The sequence below is a fragment of the Caballeronia choica genome (genome assembly GCF_001544535.1).
Lineage (GTDB): Bacteria > Pseudomonadota > Gammaproteobacteria > Burkholderiales > Burkholderiaceae > Caballeronia > Caballeronia choica.
Window position 1 is genome coordinate 153,252 of record NZ_FCON02000001.1, and the last position, 22,445, is coordinate 175,696.

Annotated in this window: 21 protein-coding genes; 16 read left to right on the forward strand and 5 right to left on the reverse strand. The window is 64.0% G+C overall.

Annotated features, from left to right (window positions below):
* Positions 1–184 precede the first annotated feature (184 nt).
* A complete protein-coding gene (locus AWB68_RS00645; protein WP_087642423.1) occupies positions 185–400 on the forward strand; it encodes a hypothetical protein in 216 nt (71 codons plus the stop codon).
* A gap of 4 nt (positions 401–404) precedes the next feature.
* Here the strand turns inward: AWB68_RS00645 and AWB68_RS00650 are convergent, their stop codons facing one another.
* Complete coding sequence (locus AWB68_RS00650; RefSeq protein ID WP_235028136.1) at positions 405–2,027, reverse strand: DUF3300 domain-containing protein; 1,623 nt, start codon at positions 2,025–2,027, stop codon at positions 405–407.
* Between the two features lie 581 nt (positions 2,028–2,608).
* Here AWB68_RS00650 and AWB68_RS00655 point away from each other — a divergent pair.
* Both AWB68_RS00655 and AWB68_RS00660 read left to right on the forward strand, forming a co-directional pair.
* Positions 2,609–2,995 (forward strand): response regulator transcription factor, encoded by a 387-nt coding sequence (locus tag AWB68_RS00655; protein ID WP_087642424.1) that lies wholly within the window; start codon positions 2,609–2,611, stop codon positions 2,993–2,995.
* A gap of 288 nt (positions 2,996–3,283) precedes the next feature.
* The gene (locus AWB68_RS00660; RefSeq protein ID WP_087642425.1) at positions 3,284–3,757 is read left to right on the forward strand and encodes a YMGG-like glycine zipper-containing protein; all 474 of its coding nucleotides are present in this window, start codon (positions 3,284–3,286) and stop codon (positions 3,755–3,757) included.
* Between the two features lie 67 nt (positions 3,758–3,824).
* On the opposite strand, the gene AWB68_RS51285 is transcribed toward AWB68_RS00660, so the two are convergent.
* On the reverse strand, positions 3,825–4,289 hold the full coding sequence (locus AWB68_RS51285) for a hypothetical protein (RefSeq protein WP_374729541.1): 465 nt from the start codon (positions 4,287–4,289) through the stop codon (positions 3,825–3,827).
* A gap of 108 nt (positions 4,290–4,397) precedes the next feature.
* On the opposite strand from AWB68_RS51285, the gene AWB68_RS00670 reads away from it, so the two are divergent.
* From AWB68_RS00670 to fabI, 12 genes are all read left to right on the forward strand, one after another.
* The gene (locus AWB68_RS00670) at positions 4,398–5,591 is read left to right on the forward strand and encodes an efflux RND transporter periplasmic adaptor subunit (RefSeq protein WP_235028145.1); all 1,194 of its coding nucleotides are present in this window, start codon (positions 4,398–4,400) and stop codon (positions 5,589–5,591) included.
* A gap of 13 nt (positions 5,592–5,604) precedes the next feature.
* A complete protein-coding gene (locus AWB68_RS00675) occupies positions 5,605–8,865 on the forward strand; it encodes an efflux RND transporter permease subunit (RefSeq protein WP_087642426.1) in 3,261 nt (1,086 codons plus the stop codon).
* A 1-nt stretch (position 8,866) separates the two neighbouring features.
* Positions 8,867–10,402, forward strand: a complete 1,536-nt coding sequence (locus AWB68_RS00680; protein WP_087642427.1) for an efflux transporter outer membrane subunit — start codon at positions 8,867–8,869, stop codon at positions 10,400–10,402.
* Positions 10,399–11,670: a paraquat-inducible protein A gene (locus AWB68_RS00685; protein WP_087642428.1), complete on the forward strand. Its 1,272-nt coding sequence runs from the start codon at positions 10,399–10,401 to the stop codon at positions 11,668–11,670. The genes AWB68_RS00680 and AWB68_RS00685 overlap by 4 nt, the downstream gene beginning before the upstream one ends.
* A complete protein-coding gene (locus tag AWB68_RS00690; RefSeq protein WP_087642429.1) occupies positions 11,663–13,291 on the forward strand; it encodes a PqiB family protein in 1,629 nt (542 codons plus the stop codon). Before AWB68_RS00685 ends, AWB68_RS00690 begins: the two co-directional genes overlap by 8 nt.
* Positions 13,291–13,881 carry a PqiC family protein gene (locus AWB68_RS00695; protein WP_087642430.1) on the forward strand — a complete coding sequence of 197 codons (591 nt, stop codon included), beginning with the start codon at positions 13,291–13,293 and terminating at the stop codon, positions 13,879–13,881. The genes AWB68_RS00690 and AWB68_RS00695 overlap by 1 nt, the downstream gene beginning before the upstream one ends.
* A 194-nt stretch (positions 13,882–14,075) precedes the next feature.
* Entirely contained in the window at positions 14,076–14,474 is a 399-nt protein-coding gene (locus AWB68_RS00700) for an RT0821/Lpp0805 family surface protein (protein WP_087642431.1), read from the forward strand.
* Positions 14,453–14,806 carry an RNA-binding protein gene (locus AWB68_RS00705; protein WP_327381587.1) on the forward strand — a complete coding sequence of 118 codons (354 nt, stop codon included), beginning with the start codon at positions 14,453–14,455 and terminating at the stop codon, positions 14,804–14,806. Before AWB68_RS00700 ends, AWB68_RS00705 begins: the two co-directional genes overlap by 22 nt.
* A gap of 302 nt (positions 14,807–15,108) precedes the next feature.
* Positions 15,109–17,478 carry a DUF3141 domain-containing protein gene (locus AWB68_RS00710; RefSeq protein ID WP_087642432.1) on the forward strand — a complete coding sequence of 790 codons (2,370 nt, stop codon included), beginning with the start codon at positions 15,109–15,111 and terminating at the stop codon, positions 17,476–17,478.
* 180 nt (positions 17,479–17,658) lie between these two features.
* Complete coding sequence (locus AWB68_RS50730) at positions 17,659–17,781, forward strand: hypothetical protein (RefSeq protein WP_268810903.1); 123 nt, start codon at positions 17,659–17,661, stop codon at positions 17,779–17,781.
* 4 nt (positions 17,782–17,785) lie between these two features.
* Positions 17,786–18,973: an acetate/propionate family kinase gene (locus AWB68_RS00720; protein ID WP_087642434.1), complete on the forward strand. Its 1,188-nt coding sequence runs from the start codon at positions 17,786–17,788 to the stop codon at positions 18,971–18,973.
* 22 nt (positions 18,974–18,995) lie between these two features.
* A complete protein-coding gene (gene fabI, locus AWB68_RS00725; protein ID WP_087642435.1) occupies positions 18,996–19,790 on the forward strand; it encodes an enoyl-ACP reductase FabI in 795 nt (264 codons plus the stop codon).
* A 15-nt stretch (positions 19,791–19,805) separates the two neighbouring features.
* Here fabI and AWB68_RS46220 read toward each other — a convergent pair whose 3' ends face one another.
* Positions 19,806–20,060, reverse strand: coding sequence for a hypothetical protein (locus AWB68_RS46220; protein ID WP_125482839.1), 255 nt, complete (start codon positions 20,058–20,060; stop codon positions 19,806–19,808).
* Between the two features lie 46 nt (positions 20,061–20,106).
* Between AWB68_RS46220 and AWB68_RS00730 the strand changes: the two genes are divergently transcribed.
* Positions 20,107–21,102 (forward strand): 2-hydroxyacid dehydrogenase, encoded by a 996-nt coding sequence (locus AWB68_RS00730; protein WP_087642436.1) that lies wholly within the window; start codon positions 20,107–20,109, stop codon positions 21,100–21,102.
* Positions 21,103–21,186: 84 nt separating this feature from the next.
* On the opposite strand, the gene AWB68_RS00735 is transcribed toward AWB68_RS00730, so the two are convergent.
* On the reverse strand, positions 21,187–21,525 hold the full coding sequence (locus tag AWB68_RS00735) for a hypothetical protein (RefSeq protein ID WP_087642525.1): 339 nt from the start codon (positions 21,523–21,525) through the stop codon (positions 21,187–21,189).
* On the reverse strand, positions 21,522–22,439 hold the full coding sequence (locus AWB68_RS00740) for a DUF2950 domain-containing protein (protein WP_087642524.1): 918 nt from the start codon (positions 22,437–22,439) through the stop codon (positions 21,522–21,524). Before AWB68_RS00740 ends, AWB68_RS00735 begins: the two co-directional genes overlap by 4 nt.
* Positions 22,440–22,445 lie beyond the last annotated feature (6 nt).

Here is a 22,445-nt window from a genome sequence, read left to right on the forward strand (position 1 = left end):
CCGTCATTCTTCTACGATCCTGACTCCCATGGTTTGCGACGCGTGCGAGAGAATGCTGCAGAGCGCTACCCCTGCGCCTCATCCACAACTACGGAACGCACACTGGTCGACGAGGCTGCGTCCGCTGGGTCGCCGCCCGCTCGAAGTCTGCAAATATTGCTGTCTTCAGTGCGGAGTGAACTGGATGCTCGAAACCGACATGTCGAAGGCGGGCAACCACGAGTGGATCTGTCTTTACCATTCGTCGAGCATTCTCGAGCCACGCAGCGCTTCAGTTCCCGCTTCGCTGGCGGAAGGCGATTCTCCGAAGGTCATGCGCATGAACGCCGCTCATGCGGTGGGCGCGGAATGGTCATTTCGAAGAATGTTGATTCATCTGGGATCGCTTCCCTTCATATGACGACCTAGCGCCGGCCGCCGCGTGCGCCTGCGCCGCCGCCACCACCGCCACCACCGCCGCCACCACCGCCGCCGCCACCACCACGGGCTGCGCCGCTACCACGGCTAACGTTCGAAGATTGCGCGCTCGCTTGCCCGCGATTGTAGTTGCGCTGCGTCGCGGCGCCTCCGCCGACGCCCTGGAACGCCGAGTCCCCGCTGGCACCCGAGTAACCGCCGCTGCTTCTGTTGCCGGTTTGCGCATTTGACGCACCGGCACGAGTGGGCGTTTGCGCGCGATTACCCGCTGCCGGGCTTCGATTGGATGTCTGTGCGCGATTACTGGCTGCGGTATTGCGGTTGGACGTCTCCGCGCGATTGTTGGCGGAGGCAGTGCGGTTGGACGTTGATGCCCGATTGTTCGCTGTAGTATCTCGGGCGGACTTGGTGGACCGGTCGCTGACACCCGCTGTTTTCGTTTGGCCGGCGCGGTTGGCCGCAGTCGCGTTGTTCTGGCGGCCCGTGCGGGTTCCAGCTTCCGCGCGATTGGCGACGTTCGCGCGCTCGGCGCCGCCGTCGGTGCGACCGCGATAGTCGCGTCGCGAGTCTGCGCCCTGCACGCCCTTGGAATACCTGTCGCGCGTTGCGTTGTCGCGATAGGCGACGCCCTGACGATGTCCCGCGTCGTGCTGCCACTTGCCGCCCACTACCTTGGTACGGTCGAAATTGCGGTCGATGTTGGCGGCCTTGTTCACGTTGATGTTGACATCATTGTTGTTCCAGTTGCAATTGCCGAAGATTGCGCCTGCTGCCGCGATACCGACCCCCCAGGCGAAGCCGCTCGCGAGGGCGGCTCCTGGGTAGTAGGCCGGATACGGCGGCCAATAGGTCGGCGGGTAGGCTGGAGCGCTCCAGCCGCCGTAGACGACGGTCGGATTGTACGAGGGCACGTAGACGACCTGGGGATCGGATGGCTCGATACGCACGATGGTTTGCGGCGCCTGGACCGCCTGGCCACCTTGCGCGCCCTGGCCCGCCTGGCTCGGGATCGGCGCTTCGACGATCACCTTCTGTTGCGCGTTGGAGTTCAGATGTCCGGCTTGTTGCGCACGCACCCGCAAGCGCTGCACGGCATCGAGCACGTCCTTTTCATTGGCAAGGAAAGCATCGCCGAGCCTCTGGGTCCAGTCGAGCTTGTCGTTCATGGGTTCCAGCACCTGTGGAAATGCCACCAGTGACTTCACGCTGACGTCCCACGGCTGGTCCTGCACGGCCTTAACGGCAGCTTCGCCCTTCAGGTCCTTATGCGTTTTCACCCAGCGGGCCGCATGCACGATTTCGAGCGGATAGGTCGACGCCATCAGGATTTGCGATAACAGCGAGTCGGGATAGAGCGCGATCGGCGCGACCAGCGCTTCGATTTCCTCCGGTGGAAATTGCTGGGCCTGAGGTCCGGGGGCTGAGGCCGGAGCTGGCGCGGACGCCGCGGCCGCAACGGAAGCCGCAGCCGCAGCAGAAGCCGCGGCAGAGGCCGGGGCCGGTGCTGAAGCGGGCTGAGTCTGAGCCTGCTGATCCTGCTGCTTCGATGGGCAGCCCGCCAACAGGACGACGAGGCTGGTGCTCAAGAGTCGTGCAATCCTTATCGCCATGGTCGCTCCGCGTTCGTTCCGCGTTCCATCCGCGTTCCTTCACTCAGGCAGCGAAATTTTCCTGGGCTTCAAACTTACAGGGCCGGATGATCGTGCAGATGATTCCGGTGACGAGTAGATCGCGGCGACACCCTGCACGGTGAGCAGATGATGGAACCCATATTAGATCAGTACTCGCCAACCGATCGCTAGAGTTCGATCTTATGTGATCGAATACCGCCAGGCCAGAAAAGACCGGACGCATGAAGCATCCCCAGGGTGCTGGTGCGAGCGGCGTTCAATCAGAGTCGTCGCGATGCAGAGGAGCAATGCAGCGAGTCGACAGATCGCGCGTATGACGCAGCGTCTCCCGCCTCACATAAGTTCACGCGATCATCCTTACTGAAACAATTCAGGTAACGAATTCGCCTTCCGCACCGAATTCCACGCGCGTTTCTTAGACGGCCGCGGCTCAAAAAGCAAGCTTGGCGCAGCGGATATAGGACCAAAGTCCAATATACGATAGCCGCGCGCTGCCCTATCTTGGACCCAAGCGTCGAGCCTGGTCGCGTACCGCGTTGCCTGCAGGGAGACTATTCGCTATGAGCAATGACACACCGTCCGTTGCTGTAGTCGATGACGACGAATCGGTGCGCCGTGCCATCAAGCGACTGTTGAGTTCCGCAGGACTGAAGGCAGAGACGTTCAAATCGGGCGACGAGTTCCTGGAGATGTTCGATTCCATTCCATCCTATCGGCCGGCTTGCATTGTCCTTGACGTGCAGATGCCGGGCCTCAACGGCCTTGAGGTTCAGCAGCGGCTCGCAAGCAGCGGCATCCCGATCATTTTCATCACGGCGCACGACGAGATCAGCGTTCGACAACACGCGCTGTCGGCGGGCGCTGCGGCTTATTTGCGCAAGCCCTTCAACGACGAGGTCCTGATCAAGGCGGTGCGAACGGCTCTCAACCTGGACCCTGGACCATGAAGAAGCTGACAGACCTCCGCATCCCCGCGCGGCTGTTGGACGCAGGTCCAATGGCGCTGCGCCCGTTCAGCTTCCGCATTGAAGCCGGCTCGGCAACGATCCCTTGCGCACTTTCTGAATGGATCACGAGTGGGGGTCAAGACTCTCTGACCATCATGACGTTGCAGCCGGATGCCGGTGCCGGTGGGGGCCTGGCCGCGCGCCACGCTTCGCGTGCATCGCGAAGATGGCGCCGGGTGACGAGACGTGACGTGACGCGACGATACGCAACATTGGGAGCTTGAAGCCATGCGACGAATGCAGCAGATCATGATCGGACTGATGGTGTGGGCAGTGGCGTTCGGTGCCTCCGCGCAACAGCCCATCATCTATCCCGCCAAGGGGCAGAGTCCGCAGAAGCAAAACTCCGATATGTCCGAATGTCAGCTCTGGGCCAAGCAGAACACGGGCGTCGACCCGGTCGTGCTTGCGCAGCAGGCCGGGCAACCGGCGCCTCCGCCCCAGCAGGGCGGGCGAGTCAGGGGCGCGGCGGGGGGAGCGGCGGGCGGCGCCGTGATCGGCGCGGTCGCGGGGGATGCCGGCAAGGGCGCGGCGGTCGGCGCGGTCACGGGCACGGTGGTGGGCGGCTCGCGCCAGCGCCGTGCCAACCGGGCCGAGTCGGAGCAGCAGCAAGCAGGGGCGCAGCAGGCCTCCCAGCAGATGGCCACGTTCAACCGTGCGGTAGGGGCGTGCATGACAGGCCGGGGATACACCGTTCAATAGCGGCGCAAACGCAACGAAAAACGCGAAGAAAAACGCAACGAACCGAGGGGCAGCGATGGTGACGAGACTATGGCGAATCGCGTTGGCGACGGCGTTGCTTGCGTTGACGACGTGGGCATCCGCCGCGGACTTCGACGGCAGCAAGGCATTGATCTGCGCCACGGTGGAGGCGCACGCCTGCGGCGTCGGCGAGGTGTGCGTGCGCGACCTGCCGGACAGCTTCGGCGTGCCGCAGTTCATGCGCATCGACTTCGCGAACAAGACGATCGCGGGGCCGAAGCGCACGACCGCGATCCGCGAGATCGACAAGGGCGCGGACCAGTTGCTGTTGCAGGGGACCGAACTCGGCTACGCGTGGTCCATTGCGCTCGACAAGACCAGCGGCGAGATGGCTTTGACACTGGTCAATCGTGATGACGTGTTCGTCGTGTTCGGCAACTGCACACCGCCATAGCGGCCAGCGTCGCCGCCGGCCATGCGGTTGTGCCCACGTCGGGTTCCAGGAAGTCCGACTTCCCAATGGGAGTGTCACATGCTGATGTCACCTTCGCGGATCGAGATCGCCGGTCCAACGGGGGGCCGTGCCCGTTCCGGCACGTGGTCCCGGTTCGCGCTTGCGGGCGCAGTGGCCGCAGTGGCGATGCTGCTCGCCGCGTGTCACAAAGAGAAGCCCGAGCCTCCGAAGCAAGCGATCGAAGTGACGACCATGACGGTCGAGCAGCGCGACACGCCGGTCGACGTCGAGTTCACCGCGCAGACGCAAAGTTCCCGCGAGGTCGAGATTCGCGCACGCGTCGATGGCTTTCTGGAAAAGCGCGTCTATACCGAGGGTTCGCTGGTGCATACCGGGCAAACCCTCTTTCTGATGGACACCAAGCCGTTCGAAGCCACGCTCCAGTCGGCGCGGGGTGAGCTGGCGCAGCAGCAGGCGAGGCTCGCCGTCGCCAAGGCGAACCTGGCTCGCGTGGTGCCGCTCGTCGCCCAGAATGCCTTGAGCCAGAAGGACCTCGACGACGCGACCGGCAACGAAAAGGAAGCCGAGGCCGCCGTGATCGCGGCGCGCGGACAGGTCCGCACGGCTGAGCTCAACCTGAGCTACACCACGATCAAATCGCCGCTCACGGGCTTGTCGAGCTTCGCGAGACAGCAGGACGGCAGCTATGTGACGGCGACCTCGACGGGCCTGCTCACCTACGTGTACCAGCTCGATCCGATGTGGGTGAACTTCAGCATCTCCGAGAACGAAATCCTGTCCTATCGCGACCAGGAAACCAAAGGCCTGATCAAGTTCCCGCCGAACAGGGACTTCGAAGTTACGGTGGTCCTCGCAGACGGATCGGAATTCCCTGCCCGCGGCCACATCGATTTCCTGAATCCTGCCTTCAACACGCAAACCGGCACGTTCCTCGTGCGTGCGTCGTTTCCCAATCCCAAAGGCGTACTGCGGCCCGGCCAGTTCGTTCGTGCGCGCGTTTCAGGCGCGGTGCGCCCGAATGCGATCCTGGTGCCCCAGCGCGCAGTGCTGCAGGGATCGAAGAGCCATTTCGTGTGGGTCGTCGACAAGGATTCGAAGGCGCATCAACGCGTGATCGAAGTGGGCGCGTGGCACGGCGACAACTGGTTCGTGAACGACGGTCTGAAGCCGGGCGAGCGCATCGTGGTGGACGGTGCGATCCGCGTCTCCAGTGACGCAGAGCTCAAGATCGTGCAGGCGCCCGCCAAACCGGGTTCCCCGGCCGCGCCGGCCGCGCCGGCTTCGGCGGCCCAAGGCGCGCGGTCCGACCAGACACAAAGCCTTGCCCGCACCCAGTCCGGGTCGGGCGAACTGAACTGACCCGGCAGCGAACATGAACATTTCGCACTTCTGCATCGACCGGCCCATCTTCGCGTCGGTCATATCCATCGTCATTACGCTTGGCGGTGGGCTCGCGATGCTTGCGCTGCCGGTTGCGCAGTACCCCGACATCACGCCGCCGCAGATCACGATCTCCGCCACTTACCCCGGCGCCACCGGCGACGTCGTGGCGAACAACGTCGGTGCGCCGATCGAGCAGCAGGTCAACGGCGCGGACAACATGATCTACATGAGCTCGTCGAGTTCCTCGACGGGCAACTACACGCTCAACGCGTACTTCAACATCGGCACGAACCCTGAACTTGCGCAAGTCGACGTGCAGAACCGCGTCAACCTGGCGCTGCCCCAACTGCCGCAATCGGTACAGGCCCAGGGCATTCAGGTGCAAAAGAAGTCATCGGCGTTCATGATGGTGATCGCGGTCTATTCGCCCACCGACCGCTACGACTCGACCTATATCGCCAACTACACGAACATCTACGTGCTGGATGCGTTGAAGCGCATCCCCGGCGCGAACCAGTCGAGCATCTTCGGCAACCCGGACTATGCAATGCGCATCTGGCTCAAGCCCGACCGCATGGCGCAACTCGGGGTCACCGCCAGCGACGTGCAGAAAGCCGTCGCCAACCAGAACCAGCAGTTCGCGGTCGGGAGCATCGGCCAGTCGCCGACGTCCTCGCCGGTCGAGCAGTCCTTCGCCGTGACCACCACCGGTCGCCTAGCTGACCCGACTGAATTCGACAACATCATCATCCGCGCCTCGAACGGCAGTGCGGCGATCGTTCGTCTGAAGGATATCGGCCGGGCCGAACTGGGCCGCAAGGACTATTCGATCCGCAGCAAATTCCAGGGCAAGCCGGCGACGGTCCTCGCGGTCTACCAGCAGCCGGGCGCCAACGCGCTCGACGTATCCAACCAGGTACGCAAGGCGCTGGCGGAGATGAAGAAGACCTTTCCCGAGGGCCTCGACTACAGCATCGCGATGGATACGACCGAATTCACGCGCGCGTCGATCTCGGATGTGGTCCACACATTCTTCGAAGCAGTCGTCCTGGTTGTCATCGTGGTGTTCGTGTTCCTGCAAAGCCTGCGCGCGACGCTGATTCCGGTGCTCGCGGTGCCGGTATCGATCGTCGGCACGTTCATGGGCATGCTCGCGCTCGGTTTCTCGATCAACATGCTGACGCTGTTCGGGATGGTGCTTGCCATCGGCATCGTGGTGGACGACGCGATCGTCGTGATCGAGAACGTCGAGCGCAACATGACGGTCCACAAGCTCAATCCAAAGGATGCAGCGAAACGGGCGATGGACGAGGTCGCCGGCCCGGTCGTGGCGATCGTCCTCGTGCTGTGCGCGGTGTTCGTGCCGGTGGCCTTCCTGAGCGGCATCACCGGGCAACTGTACAAGCAGTTCGCCATCACCATCGCGATCTCGGTGGTCATCTCGGGCCTCGTCGCCCTGACGCTGTCACCGGCGCTCGCCGCCTTGCTGCTCAAGCCCGGACACCATGAGAAGAAGGGTTTCTTCAAGTGGTTCGACAATTCGTTCGAGCGGATGACCCACGGCTACACCCGGCTGGTGAAGCTCGCCATCAAGCGCTTTGTGGTGGCGCTGCTGCTGTTCGCGGGCATGATCGCGCTCTCGGTCGTCCTGTTCAAGTCGGTCCCGGGGGCGTTCCTCCCGCCTGAAGACCAGGGCTACCTGCTCGGCGCGGTCATCATGCCGGATGCGGCGAGCCTCGACCGCACCGGCGACGTGTCGCAGCACGTCACCGACTATTTCATGAAGCAGCCGGCCGTCGGCAGCATCACCGTGGTCGACGGGTTCAGCCTGCTCGACAGCCAGAACAAGAACAACGCTTCGACGTTCTTCGTCGGCTTCAAGAGTTTCGACGAGCGATATTCCTCTGCCAACATCAGGACGCAGAACGCCAGAGCGGTACTGGTGGATGCGTACAAACATCTTTCCCAGGTCAAGGAGGGCATCATCCTGCCGGTCAATCCACCATCGATACCGGGGCTCGGCACGACGGGCGGCACGGAGATGTGGATCCAGAGTAAAGGCGACGCGACGATTCCCCAGCTCGCGGGCGTGGTAAATGACTTCCTCGCCAAGGCGAAGCAGCGGCCCGAGCTCGCGCAGGTCACCTCCACGTTCAATGCGTCGTCCCAGCAGTTGCTCGTCAACGTGGACCGCGACAAGGCGGAAACGCAGGGCGTTCCGATCGAAGAGGTGTACAGCGCGATGCAGACCATGTTCGGCTCGCTGTACGTCTCGCAGTTCAACCGGTCGAGCCGACTGTGGCAGGTCATCCTGCAGGCGGAGCCGTCATACCGGATGAAGCCGGACGACCTCGATCAGATTTTTGTGCGCGGCAAGGGCGGAGACATGATCCCGCTCAAATCGGTGGTGACCACCAAGTACGTTACCGGCCCGGACCTGGTCACGCGTTTCAACAATTTCCCGGCAGTCAAGATCACGGCCAATGCAGCACCCGGTTATAGCTCGGGGCAGGTGTTGTCCACGCTGGAGGAAGTCGCCAACGAAGTGATGCCGAGTGACTACGGCATCGGCTGGAGCGGCGAGGCCTACGAAGCGAGAGAGTCGGGCGGCAAGTCGAGCCTGGTGTTCGTGTTCGGCCTGATCATGGTGTTCCTGATTCTTGCCGCCCAGTATGAGAAGTGGAGCCTGCCATTCGGCGTGCTGATGGCCGTGCCGTTCGCGCTCTTCGGCGCACTCCTCGCCGTGTTGTTGCGCGGGTTGGAGAACGACGTGTACTTCCAGATCGGCCTGACGATGCTGGTGGCGCTCGCCGCCAAGAACGCGATCCTGATCTTCGAGTTCGCGGTGCTCAACCGCGAGACGGGGGCATCGGTCTACGATTCCGCCGTCACGGCGGCGAGCGAGCGCCTGCGCCCGATCGTGATGACGTCGCTCGCGTTCATCCTCGGCTGCGTGCCGCTCGCGATCGCGACCGGGGCTTCGGCGAACAGCCGGCATTCGATCGGCACCGGCGTGATTGGCGGGATGCTCGGCGCGACGGTGATCGCGGTGTTCTTCATCCCGATGTTCTTCTACGTGCTCGAAACGATGTCGGAGAAATCGGGCGGCGGCAAGAAGACACCGGGTGCGGGTCCAACCGGCACGCCGCCCGATAAGAAACCCGCGGGACCCGCGGATCCGGCAGGTCCGGTCGGTACCGGTTCGGGCGGCCCGAAGGTCACGCCGTCCGCCAGACGCGAGGACGACTGACATGCGCGCCTCGGCTGCTTCTTCCATCGCATCGTTCGCCGCTTCGCTCGCCGGCTTGCTCGCGCTCGGCGGATGCCTGCTCGGTCCGAACTACGAGCACCCCGCGGTCGAAACACCTCCTTCGTACCGCTTCGCCGGTCCCGAAGCGAAGGAGATCGTCGATACGGTCTGGTGGGAGCAGTTCAACGACCCGGCGTTGAATGAGCTGATCGGCATCGCGCTCGCGGAGAACAAGGACGTCAAGATTGCGGCGGCGCGCGTCGACCAGTTCCTCGGGCAGTTCCAGACGACGCGCTCGCAGTTGTTCCCGCAGGCGTCGGCCGGTTTCGATGCCCAGCGCCAGCGCGTGCCGTTTGGCTCGACCGTGCTGCCGGCGGGCGTCGGTCCCGTGTTCAACCAGTTCTCGGGGACGCTCTCGGCGTCGTGGGAAATCGACGTGTTCGGCAAGGTGCGGCGCCAGACCGAATCCGCGCGCGCGAACCTGCTGGCAAGCGAAGAGGGCCGGCGTGCGACGATCCTCACGCTGGTGGCATCGGTGGCGACCTCGTATATCAACCTCGTGTCGCTCGACCGGCAACTGGAGATTGCGAAGGCCACCACCGAGAGCCGCGCCGATTCGGTGAAGGTGTTCGGCTTGCGCTTCAAGTACGGCCAGGTCTCGCAGATGGAGCTTTCGCAAAGCCAGTCCGAATACGAAGCCTCGCTCGCGACGATTCCGCAGCTCGAACTGCAGATCGGGCAACAGGAAGATGCGCTGTCGGTCCTGCTCGGGCGCAACCCGCAGGCGATCCTCCGCGATCGTGAAATCGACGATCTCGCATTGCCCGTGGTGCCCGCCGGTCTGCCGTCGGAACTGCTCACGCGCCGGCCCGACTTGCGGCAGGCCGAGCAGAACCTGATCGCCGCCAACGCGCTGATCGGTGCGGCGCGCGCGCTCTATTTCCCGTCGATCTCGCTGACGGGCCTGTTCGGCACCGCGAGCGGACAGGTTTCCAATCTCTTCACCGGGCCGGCGCGGGTGTGGTCGTACGCCGGCGCGGTCACGATGCCGATCTTCACGGCGGGCAATATCGCGGGCCAGGTGAAGCAGGCCGAGGCGCAGCAGCAGCAGGCGCTCTTCGAGTATCAGAAGGCGATTCAGGTGGCATTCCAGGAAGTCGACGATTCGCTCCTTGGATTGCAAAAGACGCAGGAGGCGCTCACCGTGCAGGGGCGCGAGGTGGACGCATTGCGCACCTATTCGCGGCTCGCGCGGCTGCGCTATGAAGGCGGCTATACGAGCTATATCGAAGTGCTCGATGCCGAACGCAGTCTCTTCAACGCGCAGTTGAGCTACACGCAGGCGCAAAGCGCGGTATTCACGTCGATGGTCAATCTCTACAAGGCGATGGGCGGCGGCTGGGTCACGGACGCCGAACGCAAGACCGCCACGATGTATGGCGCGAATGGCGGGCCCATGGCGCCGGACAGCGCGATGCCGGCGGCGGCAGCGGCACCCGCATCCGCACCCGCCGATGGCAAGGGGCCGCCACCATGAACCACGCGCCGCTCATCGCCTGCCATGAATGCGACCTCTTGCAGCGCGAGACGGTCCTGCCGGGCGGCGGCACCGCGCGTTGCCTGCGCTGCGGCGGCGAACTGTATCGCGACCGGCCCGACAGCCTGAACCGCGCGCTCGCTTCCACGCTCGCCGCGATGGTCCTGTTCGCGATAGCGAATGCCTACCCGATCGTGGGCTTGTCGGTGAATGGCGACCTCGTGCAGACGACGTTGATCGGCGCGGCCCGCATCCTGTATCGCGATGGCATGTGGCCGATCGCCGGGCTCGTGTTCTTCACCACGATCCTGATGCCGCTGCTGCAAATGGTGAGCATCGCGTACCTGCTGTTGCCATTGCGGCTGGGACGCCTGCCCGGGCGGCCCGACCTCGCGTTCCGGCTGGTGCAGTGGGCGGGCTCGTGGGGCATGACCGAAGTCCTGATCCTCGGGTTGCTGGTCGCGCTCGTCAAGCTCGCGCACATCGCGGCCGTGGTGCCCGGCATCGCGTTGTGGGCGTTCGGCGTGCTGATGGTCCTGCTCGCGGCGATCTCCGCGGCCTTCGACCCTCGCGAATTCTGGGCGCGGATCAGCGCCGCCCGCGCCGGTGGCGAAGCGCCGGCCGAGGCGTCGCCCACGTCGGCCGCGGCGCTGACCGCCGCCCGCGCCGGCCTGTTCACCTGCCACGAATGCGGTCTCCTGTCGAAAGCGGCGGCGCACGCCCACGAAGCGCGCTGCCCGCGCTGCGGCTCGCACCTGCACTTTCGCAAACCCGACAGCATCGCCCGCACCTGGGCCTTCCTCGTCGCCGCCATGATCCTCTACATCCCGGCCAACATGCTGCCGATGATGGACACCAGTTCCCTGTTCGGCGCGCAGCGCGACACGATCCTTTCCGGCGTCGTGTATCTGTGGACCTCGGGCGCGTGGCCGCTCGCAGTCGTCGTGTTCATCGCCAGCATCGCCGTGCCGATGCTCAAGATCATCGCGCTGATTTTTCTCGTCGTGTCGGCACAGCGCCGTTCGGACTGGCAACCCAGGCAGCGCACGCGCATCTACCGGGTGGTGGAATTCGTCGGGCGCTGGTCGATGCTCGATATCTACGTCGTCACGGTACTGGTCGCGCTGGTCCAGTTCAACGCGCTCGCCACGATCCACGCCGGACCGGCCGCGATCGCATTCGGAGCGGTGGTCGTGCTGACCATGTTCGCCGCCATGTCGTTCGACCCACGCCTTATCTGGGATGCCGCGGAGAAAGACCATGGTTAAGCCGCCCGGCCAGCACGACGAGCCCGGTTCACCCGATTTCCCCGACGCGGTCGGCAAGCCGCGCTCGCGCTTTCGCGTGCAGCTCGTGTGGCTGGTGCCGCTCGTCGCGCTCCTGATCGGCGGCTGGCTTGCGGTGCAGGCGATCCTCGAGAAAGGGCCGACCATCACCATTAGCTTCGCCACTGGCGAAGGGCTGGAGGCCGGCAAGACCAAGATCAAGTTCAAGGACGTCGACATCGGCGTGGTCAAGAGCGTCGTGTTGTCGTCGGATCACAAGCGCGTCGTCGCGACCGCGGAACTCTCCAAGGACGCGTCGAGCATGCTGGTCGACGACACCCGCTTCTGGGTCGTGCGCCCGCGTATTTCCGGCGGCACCGTGTCGGGTATCGGCACGCTGCTGTCCGGCTCGTTCATCGGCATGGACATCGGGACGAAGACGAAGATACGGCGCGACTTCGTGGGCCTGGAGGCGCCGCCGGTGTTCGCGAGCGGCGTGCCCGGACGCGAGTTCATGCTCAAGAGCGACAGCATGGGGTCGCTCGATGTCGGCTCGCCGGTGTATTACCGGCGCCTGCAGGTGGGGCAGGTGACTTCCTACGAACTCGATGCGGACGGCTCAGGCGTGACCATGCACGTATTCGTCAACGCACCCTACGACAGGTATGTGAAGAGCGACACGCGCTTCTGGCAGGCGAGCGGCGTCGACGTCTCGCTCGACCCGAGCGGCGTGAAGGTCAACACCGAGTCGCTGGTGTCGATCCTGATCGGCGGCCTTGCGTTCCAGGGCGCGCCCGATTCGGTCGAAATCGCCGAGGCCGATGCGCTCACGCGGTTCCAGCTCTTCGCCGACCGCACGGAGGCGATGAAGCGTCATGACCGCATCGTCGATACCTACGTGTTCAACTTCAAGGAGTCGGTGCGCGGGCTGACGGTGGGCGCGACGGTCGATTTCCGGGGCATCGTGGTGGGCGAAGTGACGGCGATCTACACCCGCTACGATCCGGTCAAGAAGGAGTTCAGCATCCCGGTCGAGGTGCAGTTCTATCCAGAGCGCTTCACGTCGCGCTACGAGAACGGCGACAAGAGCGGAAGGGTCGCCAACGATCGCCGCTCGCTCGCGGAGGTGCTGGTCGACCGTGGTCTGCGCGCGCAGTTGCGAACCGCGAGCCTGCTGACGGGCCAGCTCTACATCGCGGTGGACTTCTTCCCGACTGCACCGAAGGCGAAGATGGACTGGGACAAGAACCCGCCTGAAATGCCGACCGTGCCGGGTGGCCTGCAGTCGCTGCAGGACTCGATCACGGCGCTCGTCGCGAAGCTGAACAAGATACCGTTCGAAGGCATCGGCAATGACCTGCGCCAGACGCTGCAAACCGCGCAGACGCTGCTCAGGACGCTCGACACGGGCGTGGCGCCCGAGGCGCGTGCGACCCTGGTAGCCGCGCACAAGGCACTGGATGCGGCCAACCAGACCCTCCAGCCTGATTCCGAGATTAGTCAGAGCACGGTTGACACCATGCGCGAGCTGTCACGCACGGCGGCGTCGTTCCGCGCGCTCGCCGACTATCTCGAACGCCATCCCGAGGCGCTTATCCGTGGCAAGCCGGAGGATCAAAAGTGATGCGCTCCCTTCTGTTGGCGGCCGTGCTGCTCGTGGCCCCGTTCATCGACGGCTGTTCGACTTCGCCGCGCGCGGCGTTCTACACGCTGAGCCCGACAGCGCCGCCGGAAAGCGTGCCGAGTACGGCGCCGCCGATCTACATCGCGGTCGACGCGGTCACGATTCCGGATCTGGTCGATCGTCCGCAGATCGTGCTGAGGACCGGTGCGACGCAAGTCTCGATCGACGAGTTTGCCCGCTGGGCCGATCCGCTCAAAGGGCAGATTGCGCGCGTGCTCGCGGCGGACCTTGCACAGGCGGTGCCGGGCGCGCTGGTGTCGGGCTATGCGCGGAATCCGGGTGATGCACAGGCATACCATGTATGGGTCGACGTGCAGAGTTTCGAATCGGTGCCGGGGGAGAGGGCGAGCATCGTCGTGCTGTGGTCGGTGCGGCCACCGAAGCAGGGTGCAACGGTGACGGGGCGCACGATTGCCCATGAGCCGGCTCGCGCGCCGGGTTACGACGCACTGGTCGATGCGCATGGCCGGGCTCTTGCGACCGTGAGCAATGATATTGCCGGGGTAATTCGCTCGACGTTGAGGCCGTGACGAGGGCCGGATCGGATGCGCTTTTCGCGTGCACGTGCGACCGATGCGCGAGCGCCCGGGTGGCAAGCCAGGACAGCCTGTGACAGGCAGTTTTGCCGTACTATTGTGATTCAGGATGTGTACCCGCGCGGCGGATTGAAACCGGCGCGCGCCGCGGTACGTTTAGGAATCCAACCTTGAGCATGAGGCGTCTCATGGCGACGATATCTCTCACACCCACGCGAGGCTTCGTCGGACTCATTTCTGGCTTCGCGCTCCTTGCCTGGGGATCGGCCGCGTGCGCCGGGAACCTCAGCTTTCTCAACGACACGCCTATCGCCTATATGAAGCCGCCTGACCGGCAGGCGCTCAACAGCGCGGCACGCGCGGCGCTCGATACCAGGAAGGATGGCGAGTCAGTCAACTGGAGCAACGAAGGTACGGGGAACCCCGTCGCCATCAAGGGGACCATTACACCGCGCGACACGGTGAAGAACGGGGAGCACGTCTGCCGGACGTTGACGATCACCGCGGTCGCCAAAGGACAGAAGGAAATATGGATACCGACTGCCTGCAAGACCGGCAAGAGTGAGTGGCAGGTGCAGAAGCGCTGATCGACGTACCGTTCGACGCGGAAGTGTCCAGGGTGGCATTAAGCAATGATTTAATGGCAATGATATGGAGAACGATGATGGCGGATCTATGGATGGGTAACGTCGAGCCCGGTACGACGGATGAGGAGATCAAGGAGTTCCTGATCAAGTACGGGTTCCCCCCGTTTGATGCCATTGAACATATCGAAGGCGATGGATCACGTCCTGCCGTCCTGCTGACCTTTGCCGGGGTGGGTCCCGAAGCACTTCGGCACCTTCAGCCGAGGGTGCACGACATGTTCTGGAAGAACCACAAGATCAACGTGCAGGTCATGAAGGACCGCTCGGAATGAAGCGCCGGGCGGCGCGACGCTGCCAAGGCTCGGGCAGGGCGGACAGCATTCGCGAAACTCGAGCCTGACGACCCAAACCTTCCAGACGACACATGATTTCTTCGTGACCGAATGGTGAAAAATGCGTGTCGCCGATAGCCGTCGTGGGTTACGCGCCGGAAGCACTTTCAATTGCGACACCGGAAGTGTTCGCATAGTATGAGTGGTCGAACCTCGCAACGCATGCCGGCTATTGAGGCGTCGCGGCATTCGCACCATCCTGGCGGGGGCAGACAAATCAACGAATCTGAGAGGTCTTCGCCATGGACTCAGCGGAACGAATTTCGCGTAGCCAACGCTCAGCATCCAAGGTTGCCAAGGTCCTGCAAAAGCGCATGCAGACCACGAACGAGAAGTTCGTGCGGCGCCTGAACGAAGCGAGGTCGGACCCCGCGACCGATCCGTTTTCCGCGACGGCGGCGCTGGCGAATCCGGCAAGCTGGTACGGTTACGCCGTCGATGCGACACAGCGCTCGGTGCTCTTCTGGCACACCCTCTGGGAGCGCGGCAACAACTTCATCGACAACACGGCGCAGGGGCTCAAGCCCGTTCTTCACTTCGAATACGAGACCATTCTCGACGGGCGTTCATTCGATCGTCCCGTGAATTACACGCTGTTGCGCATCACGCCGCCTGCGGGAGTCGTCGTTGATCCCTTGCTGCGTCCTTACCTCATCATCGATCCTCGCGCGGGGCATGGGCCCGGCATCGGCGGCTTCAAGGACGACTCGCAGGTAGGCGTCGCGCTGCGTGCCGGACACCCGGTGTATTTCGTCATCTTCTTTCGCGACCCCGAGCCCGGCCAGACGCTTCTCGACGTTTGCCGCGCCGAGCAGCGTTTCGTCAGGAAGGTGCGGGAACTGCATCCCGATAGTGCCAAGCCCGCCATCGTCGGCAACTGCCAGGGGGGATGGGCCGCCATGATGCTGGCGGCATCCGACCCCGACGACACCGGGCCGATCGTGATCAACGGCGCGCCGATGTCCTACTGGGGCGGGGCATGGACCGAAGGCGAAGGTGACAACCCGATGCGCTATGCGGGCGGCATGCTCGGCGGGTCGTGGCTTGCGTCGCTCACGGCGGACATGGGCAATGGCAAGTTCGACGGCGCGCATCTCGTGCAGAACTTCGAGAACCTGAATCCGGCGAACAGCCTGTGGGACAAGTTCTATCACGTGTTCGACAAGGCCGACACCGAGCCGCCGCGCTTTCTGGAATTCGAGCGCTGGTGGGGCGGCTATTACTTGATGAACCGCGAAGAGATCGAATGGATCACGCACAATCTTTTCGTCGGCAACCAGCTCTGGGGCGGCGGTGTCAAGTCGCCCGACGGCACAGGCTTCGATCTGCGTGAGATTCGCTCGCCGATCGTCCTGTTCGCCTCGATGGGCGACAACATCACGCCGCCGCAGCAGGCGTTCAACTGGGTTGCCGATGTCTACGGCAGCACCGAGGAAATCAAGGCGCGCGGGCAGGTCATCGTCGGCCTGCTGCATGAGAACGTCGGGCACCTGGGCATATTCGTCTCAGGCAAGGTGGCGAAGAAGGAGCATTCGCAGATCGTCTCGGTGCTGAAGACCATCGAAGGTCTGGCGCCCGGCCTGTACGGAATGAAGATAACGGAAGCGCCGGGACCCGGCGGCGAGACTGAATATGAAGTCGAGTTTCGCGAACATCGCCTCGAAGACATTGCGGCACGCCTGAACCGGTTTCAGCGCGCCGACGAAAAGGCATTCGAGGCGGTGGCCGAGGTGTCGGAGTTCAATCAGCGAGGTTATGAACTGTTCGCGCGGCCGTTCGTGCAGGCGATGTCGAACGACTCCTCGGCGCAATGGTTGCGGGCGTTTCATCCGCTGCGGTTCCAGAACTGGTCGGTGTCGCGCTTCAATCCGTGGCTTGCGTGGCTCGAACCCGCCGCGCAAGTGGTCAAGGCCAACCGGCAGCCGGTCGGCGAGAACGATCCGGCGCGCCGGGCCGAGCATCTGGGCGCCGACTTGATCAGCGCGTCGCTCGACTACTATCGCGGCATGCGCGATGCGCTGACGGAAGCGGCCTTCTTCACGATCTATGGCAACCTGTATGCGCGCTCCCATGCCGACGATGCAGTCGAGGAGGCCAGCGCTGCCGGGAGCAAAAGCGACCCGCGCGAGTTGCCGGTCGTTCGCGAGGCCCTCGCCAACATCGAGAAAGGCGGTTACGTGGAGGCGCTCGCCCGCGTTGCGTTCCTGCTCAAGCGAGCGGGAGAGCCATTGCCGCTGTCGCGGCTGGAATTGCGGCAGGAACTCGTGTCGGAGTATGCGGCGTACCTGCCCGCGCTGCCTCCGCATGAGTGGCGCCGGTTACGCGGTGAGCAGGAACTCGTCGCGCGATATGAGCCGGATCTCGCCTTGCAATCGCTTACGGTGCTGCTGCGTGAACAAGCGGACCGCGAACGCCTGTTGACGCTGCTCGACAAGCTGATGGCCGACAAGCGCGTGCAGGATACGTCGCCGACGACGGACCAGCTTGCAATGCTCGCGCGTATCCGCGAGGTGCTGGGTGACAGCGCGGCGAAGTCCGGAACCGCCGTCGGAGCCGAGCCTGCGGAGCCGGCAAAAAAAGCGCGCCGCCCTGCAACGGCTGGCCGCGCCTGAGCTCGTCACGACGCGACGTCGTCCACGCCAACGGAGGTGTGATGGAAGCCAGGCACGCGAGATATCAGCGCCTGATCGACCTCTGCAAGACGATCGCGCCGACGCCGACCGCGGTCGTTCGTCCATGCGACCCGATGTCTCTCGAAGGTGCGTCGATCGTGCCGATCCTGGTCGGGCCGCATGAGCGAATCCAGGCCGTGGCGGCTTCTCGCGGCATCGATCGTCCTGACCCGGCTTGCGTCGCGTGCGGTCGCGGCGCTGGCCGCCGAAGCCCGCCGCGTGAGCGCGAAGATAATGGGGTGACACCATGGCCGATGTGATTCTCGTGCTCAATGCCGGCTCGTCCAGCATCAAGTTCAGCGTGTTCGACGCGGCGAACGACCACGCGTTGCAACTGCGCGGCCAGATCGAGGGCCTCTATACGGCGCCGCACTTCACCGCCGAAGACGCGCAGGGCGTGAGCGCCGAAGACAAAGTCTGGGACCGGGGCGTCGAACTGGGTCATGACGGCGCGATCTCCTTTCTGATCGATTTCCTGCGCAGTCATCGCGGGGATCACCGGCTGGTGGCGGTCGGCCATCGCGTGGTGCATGGCGGCGTGAATTTCACCCAGGCGGTGGTGGTCACGCCCGAGGTCGTCACCGCACTTGCCACGCTGAATCCGCTTGCGCCGCTGCACCAGCCGCACAACCTCAAGCCGATCGAGATCCTGGCGCAGTTGCGGCCGGACCTGGTTCAGGTGGCCTGCTTCGACACGGCGTTTCACCGCGTCCAGCCGGAGGTGGCGCAGGCGTTCGCGCTGCCTGCTTCCATCACTGCACTTGGCGTACGGCGCTACGGGTTTCACGGCCTTTCCTACGAATACATCGCAAGCGTGCTCGATCAGTTCGATCCGAAAGCCGCGGCAGGGCGCACGATCGTGGCGCACCTCGGCAACGGCAGCAGCATGTGCGCAATGGTGGCTGGCCGGAGCGTGGCGAGCACGATGGGCTTCACCGCGGTCGACGGCCTGCCGATGGGCACGCGCTGCGGCAGTCTCGATCCCGGCGTGATCCTGTATCTGATGGACGAACTCGGCATGGATGCGCGCGCGATCGAGGATCTGATCTACAAGCGTTCGGGCCTGCTCGGCGTGTCCGGCATATCGAGCGACATGCGCGCGCTGCTTGCCAGCGACGATCCGGGCGCGCATCGGGCCGTCGATCTCTTCACGTACCGGCTCGGGCGTGAGCTGGGATCGCTTGCGGCCGCGGCGAAGGGCATCGACGCGCTCGTCTTCACCGCTGGGATCGGCGAGCACGCGTCGGCGATCCGTGAGCGGGTCTGCCGCGATGCCGCCTGGCTAGGTATCGAACTCGACCCGGCGGCGAACGAGGCGGGCGGGCCGCGCATCAGCACCGCGACCAGCAAGGTATCGGTGTGGGCGGTTCCCACCAATGAAGAACTGATGATTGCGCGCCACACGATCGACGCAGCGAGTGGCGCGCACCGCTAACCGAATTCCAGGGAGCATCGTCATGACGGAGCCGATTTCGAGCCAGGTTGCGAGCCAGGTCTTGAAGGGCAGGAAAGCACTGGTGTGCGGCATCGCCAACGAGTACTCGATCGCGTACGGGTGCGCGAAGGCGTTTCGCGAACTGGGCGCCGATGTCGCCATAACCTACGCCACCGAAAAGGCGAAGGCCTATGTCGAACCGCTCGCGCGCCAGTTGGAGGCGCCGCTGTTGATGCCGCTCGACGTATCGCGGCCGGGCGATCTCGAAGCCGTCTTCGAGGGAATCGAAAAGACGTGGGGCACGCTCGACATGCTCGTGCACTCCATTGCGTGGGCGCCCCTGGAGGATTTGCAGGGCGGCTTGCTGAACTGTTCGGCCGATGGCTTTGCCAAGGCAATCGATGTCTCCTGTCACTCGTTCATTCGAATGGCCCGCCTGGCAGCCCCGCTGATGAAAGACGGCGGCACGATGTTCACGATGAGCTACTACGGCGCCAACAAGGTCGTTCCCAACTACAACGTGATGGGACCCGTGAAGGCGGCGCTCGAAGCATCGGCGCGGTATCTTGCATATGAACTCGGACCACGAGGCATTCGCGTGCATCCGATCTCGCCGGGGCCGCTCAAGACTCGCGCGGCGTCGGGACTGAAGGATTTCGATCTGCTCCTTTCCGCAGCGGCGGAGCGCGCGCCACTCGGGGAACTGGTCGACATCATGGACGTAGGGTTCACCTGCGCTTACCTCGCGACTCCGTATGCGAGGCGGCTGTCGGGCGAGACCGTCTACGTCGACGGCGGCGTGCACATCATGGCGTAGCCATTGCAGACAACATCAAACCCTGACGTTCAGGCCGTGTTTTGCAACGGCGCCGGCACTGGAATGCGTAATGGGGAGTAACCTGTTCGCGGGGACCGTCATGGATTCATCGATGCCGCTGAAATCGCGTTGAGCGACACGGGGTTCGCCGGCAGCAGGTTTTCCCGGACGAGCCGAACCTCGGGTATGCCATGATTTCCCTTCGATGACGATCGTGAAAATACTGTTTGTGCAGGTTGCCGTCGCATTGAGGGGTGAATAGCCCGCCACGGTTTCCGGTCGAATGAACCCATCTCCACACGACGGGAGACACGCCATGAAAGTTGCCGTATTCAGCGCCAAGCCTTACGACCGCGAGTATCTCAATGCCGCCAATGCGGCCGAGGGTCATCAGCTCAAATATTTCGATGACCCGCTGGACGCGGAGACCGTCGCACTCGCCGCGGGGCACGATGCCGTCTGCATCTTCGTCAACGATTGTGCGAATGCGGACGTTCTCGAGGCGCTCACGCGCGGCGGAACGCGGCTGGTCGCGCTGCGCTGCACCGGGTTCAACAACGTGGATCTGGCGGCCGCCGAACGTCTCGGCGTCAAGGTGGTTCGAGTCGTCGACTACTCTCCCAATTCCGTCGCCGAACATGCCGTTGCGATGCTGCTGGCGATCAATCGCCGGATCCATCGGGCCTACAACCGCACCCGGGATTCCAATTTCGCCCTCGACGGGCTGATGGGGTTCGACCTCTACGGCAAGACGGTCGCCGTGGTCGGCACCGGCAAGATCGGGCGGGTCTTCGCGAAGATCATGCTCGGTTTCGGGTGCACCGTCCTCGGCTACGACAAGTTCCCGTCGCCCGAATTCGAAGCCCTGGGCGCCCGCTACGCCAAGCCCAACGAAATCGGATCAAGCGCGGACATCATTTCGCTGCATTGCCCGCTCACGCCGGAGACGTATCACATCGTCAACGAGACGAGCCTCGCTCGCGCAAAGCGCGGGGCGTTGCTGGTCAATACCAGCCGTGGCGGCCTGGTCGACACGGAGGCGGTCATCGAAGCGCTCAAGAGCGGTCAACTGGGCGGGCTGGCGCTCGACGTCTATGAGCAGGAGGCGGATGTTTTCTTTCGCGATCTCTCCGGCACCATCATCGCGGACGACGTGCTTCAGCGCCTGGTCTCGTTCCCGAACGTCATCGTGACGGGTCATCAGGCATTTTTCACGCAGGAAGCGATCACGACGATATGCCAGACCACCTTGCGCAACCTTTCTGAATTCGAGGGCGGCGTGCCTCTCACGAATGAAGTCAAGGCTTCGTGAATAGAGGTCAAGGACGAGTTGCCCGGCCACGGCAAAATCGCGCGCTTGCCCATTGCGTGAGTCGATAGCCGGGCCTGGCCTCGCTCATCGTCCCATGCGACGGTCGTAGCTGCGCGAGACACGTTGAATCAAGCTCGGGTCGCGTGCGTCACTGGAGTTGAATCTCACCTCCACGCTGCCATCGGCCTGTTGGCGCACGCTGGCGGTCACAGTGCCGCTGTCGGATCTTCCAACGACGTTCCCGCTCGCCGGGTCCTGGACGATGAGGGCCAGCCCTTCGTCGCGCATGGCGCCGGCCGCAGCGGCGAACGAGCGGTCGTAGCTGGCGGGCGTCATCACCACGGTGCCGGCGGGTACGGGGTAGTAGCAGGACGACAACCCGAAGAGGGCGCCGCAGGCAGCGGCGAGCACGAGGCGCCTCATGGCGACACCTTCGCCCACCCGGGTCCGGGATCGAACGACGTCATCGCTGCCGCCTTCGTTGCGCCTTCGGGGCCCAGGTCGCGTTCGTAGACCTGCCCGTCATGGCTGACCATGAAGCTCTTGATGCCGCTGTCTCCGTAGTGAACGGGCCAGGCAATGACGCCGAAGCCGCCGAATAGCTTGCCGTGCGCGACATAGTCGTACGCGCCGCCCGGCGCATGAGGGCCTTGCGAGGTGAGCAGCTTGTAGTGGTACCCGTGATAGCCTGCCTGCCCGACGTTACGCGCGCCGGCCGTCATGAAGGCGGACCCGAGCGGGCTTGGCTTGCCATCCGGGCCGGTCGGCCAGTACAGGCCGTCCTGCTTGCCAGGCGAACTCGATAGCTTTGCCGCGTAGGCGAGCACGCCACTGCCGTCGTGGTCCGTCTCGGCGTACTCGCGCTGCGCATCGTAGACCGCCAGCATCGTCTGGATGACGGCAAGCTCGTTGCGTCCGATGCGACGCAAGCGCATCTCCTCGGCGCCGGCGCGCGTGTCGAAATGCCAGCCTTTGGCCGACTTCACGAGCGGTATGGGCAGCGTCCAGCCGTCGTTGCCTACGGCGATGTCGGCATGTTCGCTGTCCTTCGTCTGAAGTGCATGCGATGTGTCCCAGGCCGTCAGGAAGCGGCTTCGGACCTCGGCGCCCACGGGCGGGATGAGTTCCCGAAAATCATCGCCCAGCAAGGCTTTTAGCGTTGCCTCGTCGTTGTGGGCAACAGCATTGCCGAACGAAGTCATGGCCTCCTCCGGCGATTTGAAATCCTTCTGCGCGTAGGCCGCGGAGGGTGATCCCACGCAGATAGCCAGCGTAACGGCCGCTGAACCGCAGATCGCGCTGCAGCGGGCCGCAAGAAATCGTAGTCGTGCCTTCATGCTCAT

Coding starts and splice junctions, on each gene's coding strand:
- AWB68_RS00645 (WP_087642423.1), top strand. CDS start 185: ATGCTCGAAACCGACATGTCGAAGGCGGGCAACCACGAGTGGATCTGT.
- AWB68_RS00650 (WP_235028136.1), bottom strand. CDS start 2,027: ATGGCGATAAGGATTGCACGACTCTTGAGCACCAGCCTCGTCGTCCTG.
- AWB68_RS00655 (WP_087642424.1), top strand. CDS start 2,609: ATGAGCAATGACACACCGTCCGTTGCTGTAGTCGATGACGACGAATCG.
- AWB68_RS00660 (WP_087642425.1), top strand. CDS start 3,284: ATGCGACGAATGCAGCAGATCATGATCGGACTGATGGTGTGGGCAGTG.
- AWB68_RS00670 (WP_235028145.1), top strand. CDS start 4,398: ATGCTGCTCGCCGCGTGTCACAAAGAGAAGCCCGAGCCTCCGAAGCAA.
- AWB68_RS00675 (WP_087642426.1), top strand. CDS start 5,605: ATGAACATTTCGCACTTCTGCATCGACCGGCCCATCTTCGCGTCGGTC.
- AWB68_RS00680 (WP_087642427.1), top strand. CDS start 8,867: ATGCGCGCCTCGGCTGCTTCTTCCATCGCATCGTTCGCCGCTTCGCTC.
- AWB68_RS00685 (WP_087642428.1), top strand. CDS start 10,399: ATGAACCACGCGCCGCTCATCGCCTGCCATGAATGCGACCTCTTGCAG.
- AWB68_RS00690 (WP_087642429.1), top strand. CDS start 11,663: ATGGTTAAGCCGCCCGGCCAGCACGACGAGCCCGGTTCACCCGATTTC.
- AWB68_RS00695 (WP_087642430.1), top strand. CDS start 13,291: ATGCGCTCCCTTCTGTTGGCGGCCGTGCTGCTCGTGGCCCCGTTCATC.
- AWB68_RS00700 (WP_087642431.1), top strand. CDS start 14,076: ATGGCGACGATATCTCTCACACCCACGCGAGGCTTCGTCGGACTCATT.
- AWB68_RS00710 (WP_087642432.1), top strand. CDS start 15,109: ATGGACTCAGCGGAACGAATTTCGCGTAGCCAACGCTCAGCATCCAAG.
- AWB68_RS50730 (WP_268810903.1), top strand. CDS start 17,659: ATGAGCGAATCCAGGCCGTGGCGGCTTCTCGCGGCATCGATCGTCCTG.
- AWB68_RS00720 (WP_087642434.1), top strand. CDS start 17,786: ATGGCCGATGTGATTCTCGTGCTCAATGCCGGCTCGTCCAGCATCAAG.
- fabI (WP_087642435.1), top strand. CDS start 18,996: ATGACGGAGCCGATTTCGAGCCAGGTTGCGAGCCAGGTCTTGAAGGGC.
- AWB68_RS00730 (WP_087642436.1), top strand. CDS start 20,107: ATGAAAGTTGCCGTATTCAGCGCCAAGCCTTACGACCGCGAGTATCTC.
- AWB68_RS00735 (WP_087642525.1), bottom strand. CDS start 21,525: ATGAGGCGCCTCGTGCTCGCCGCTGCCTGCGGCGCCCTCTTCGGGTTG.
- AWB68_RS00740 (WP_087642524.1), bottom strand. CDS start 22,439: ATGAAGGCACGACTACGATTTCTTGCGGCCCGCTGCAGCGCGATCTGC.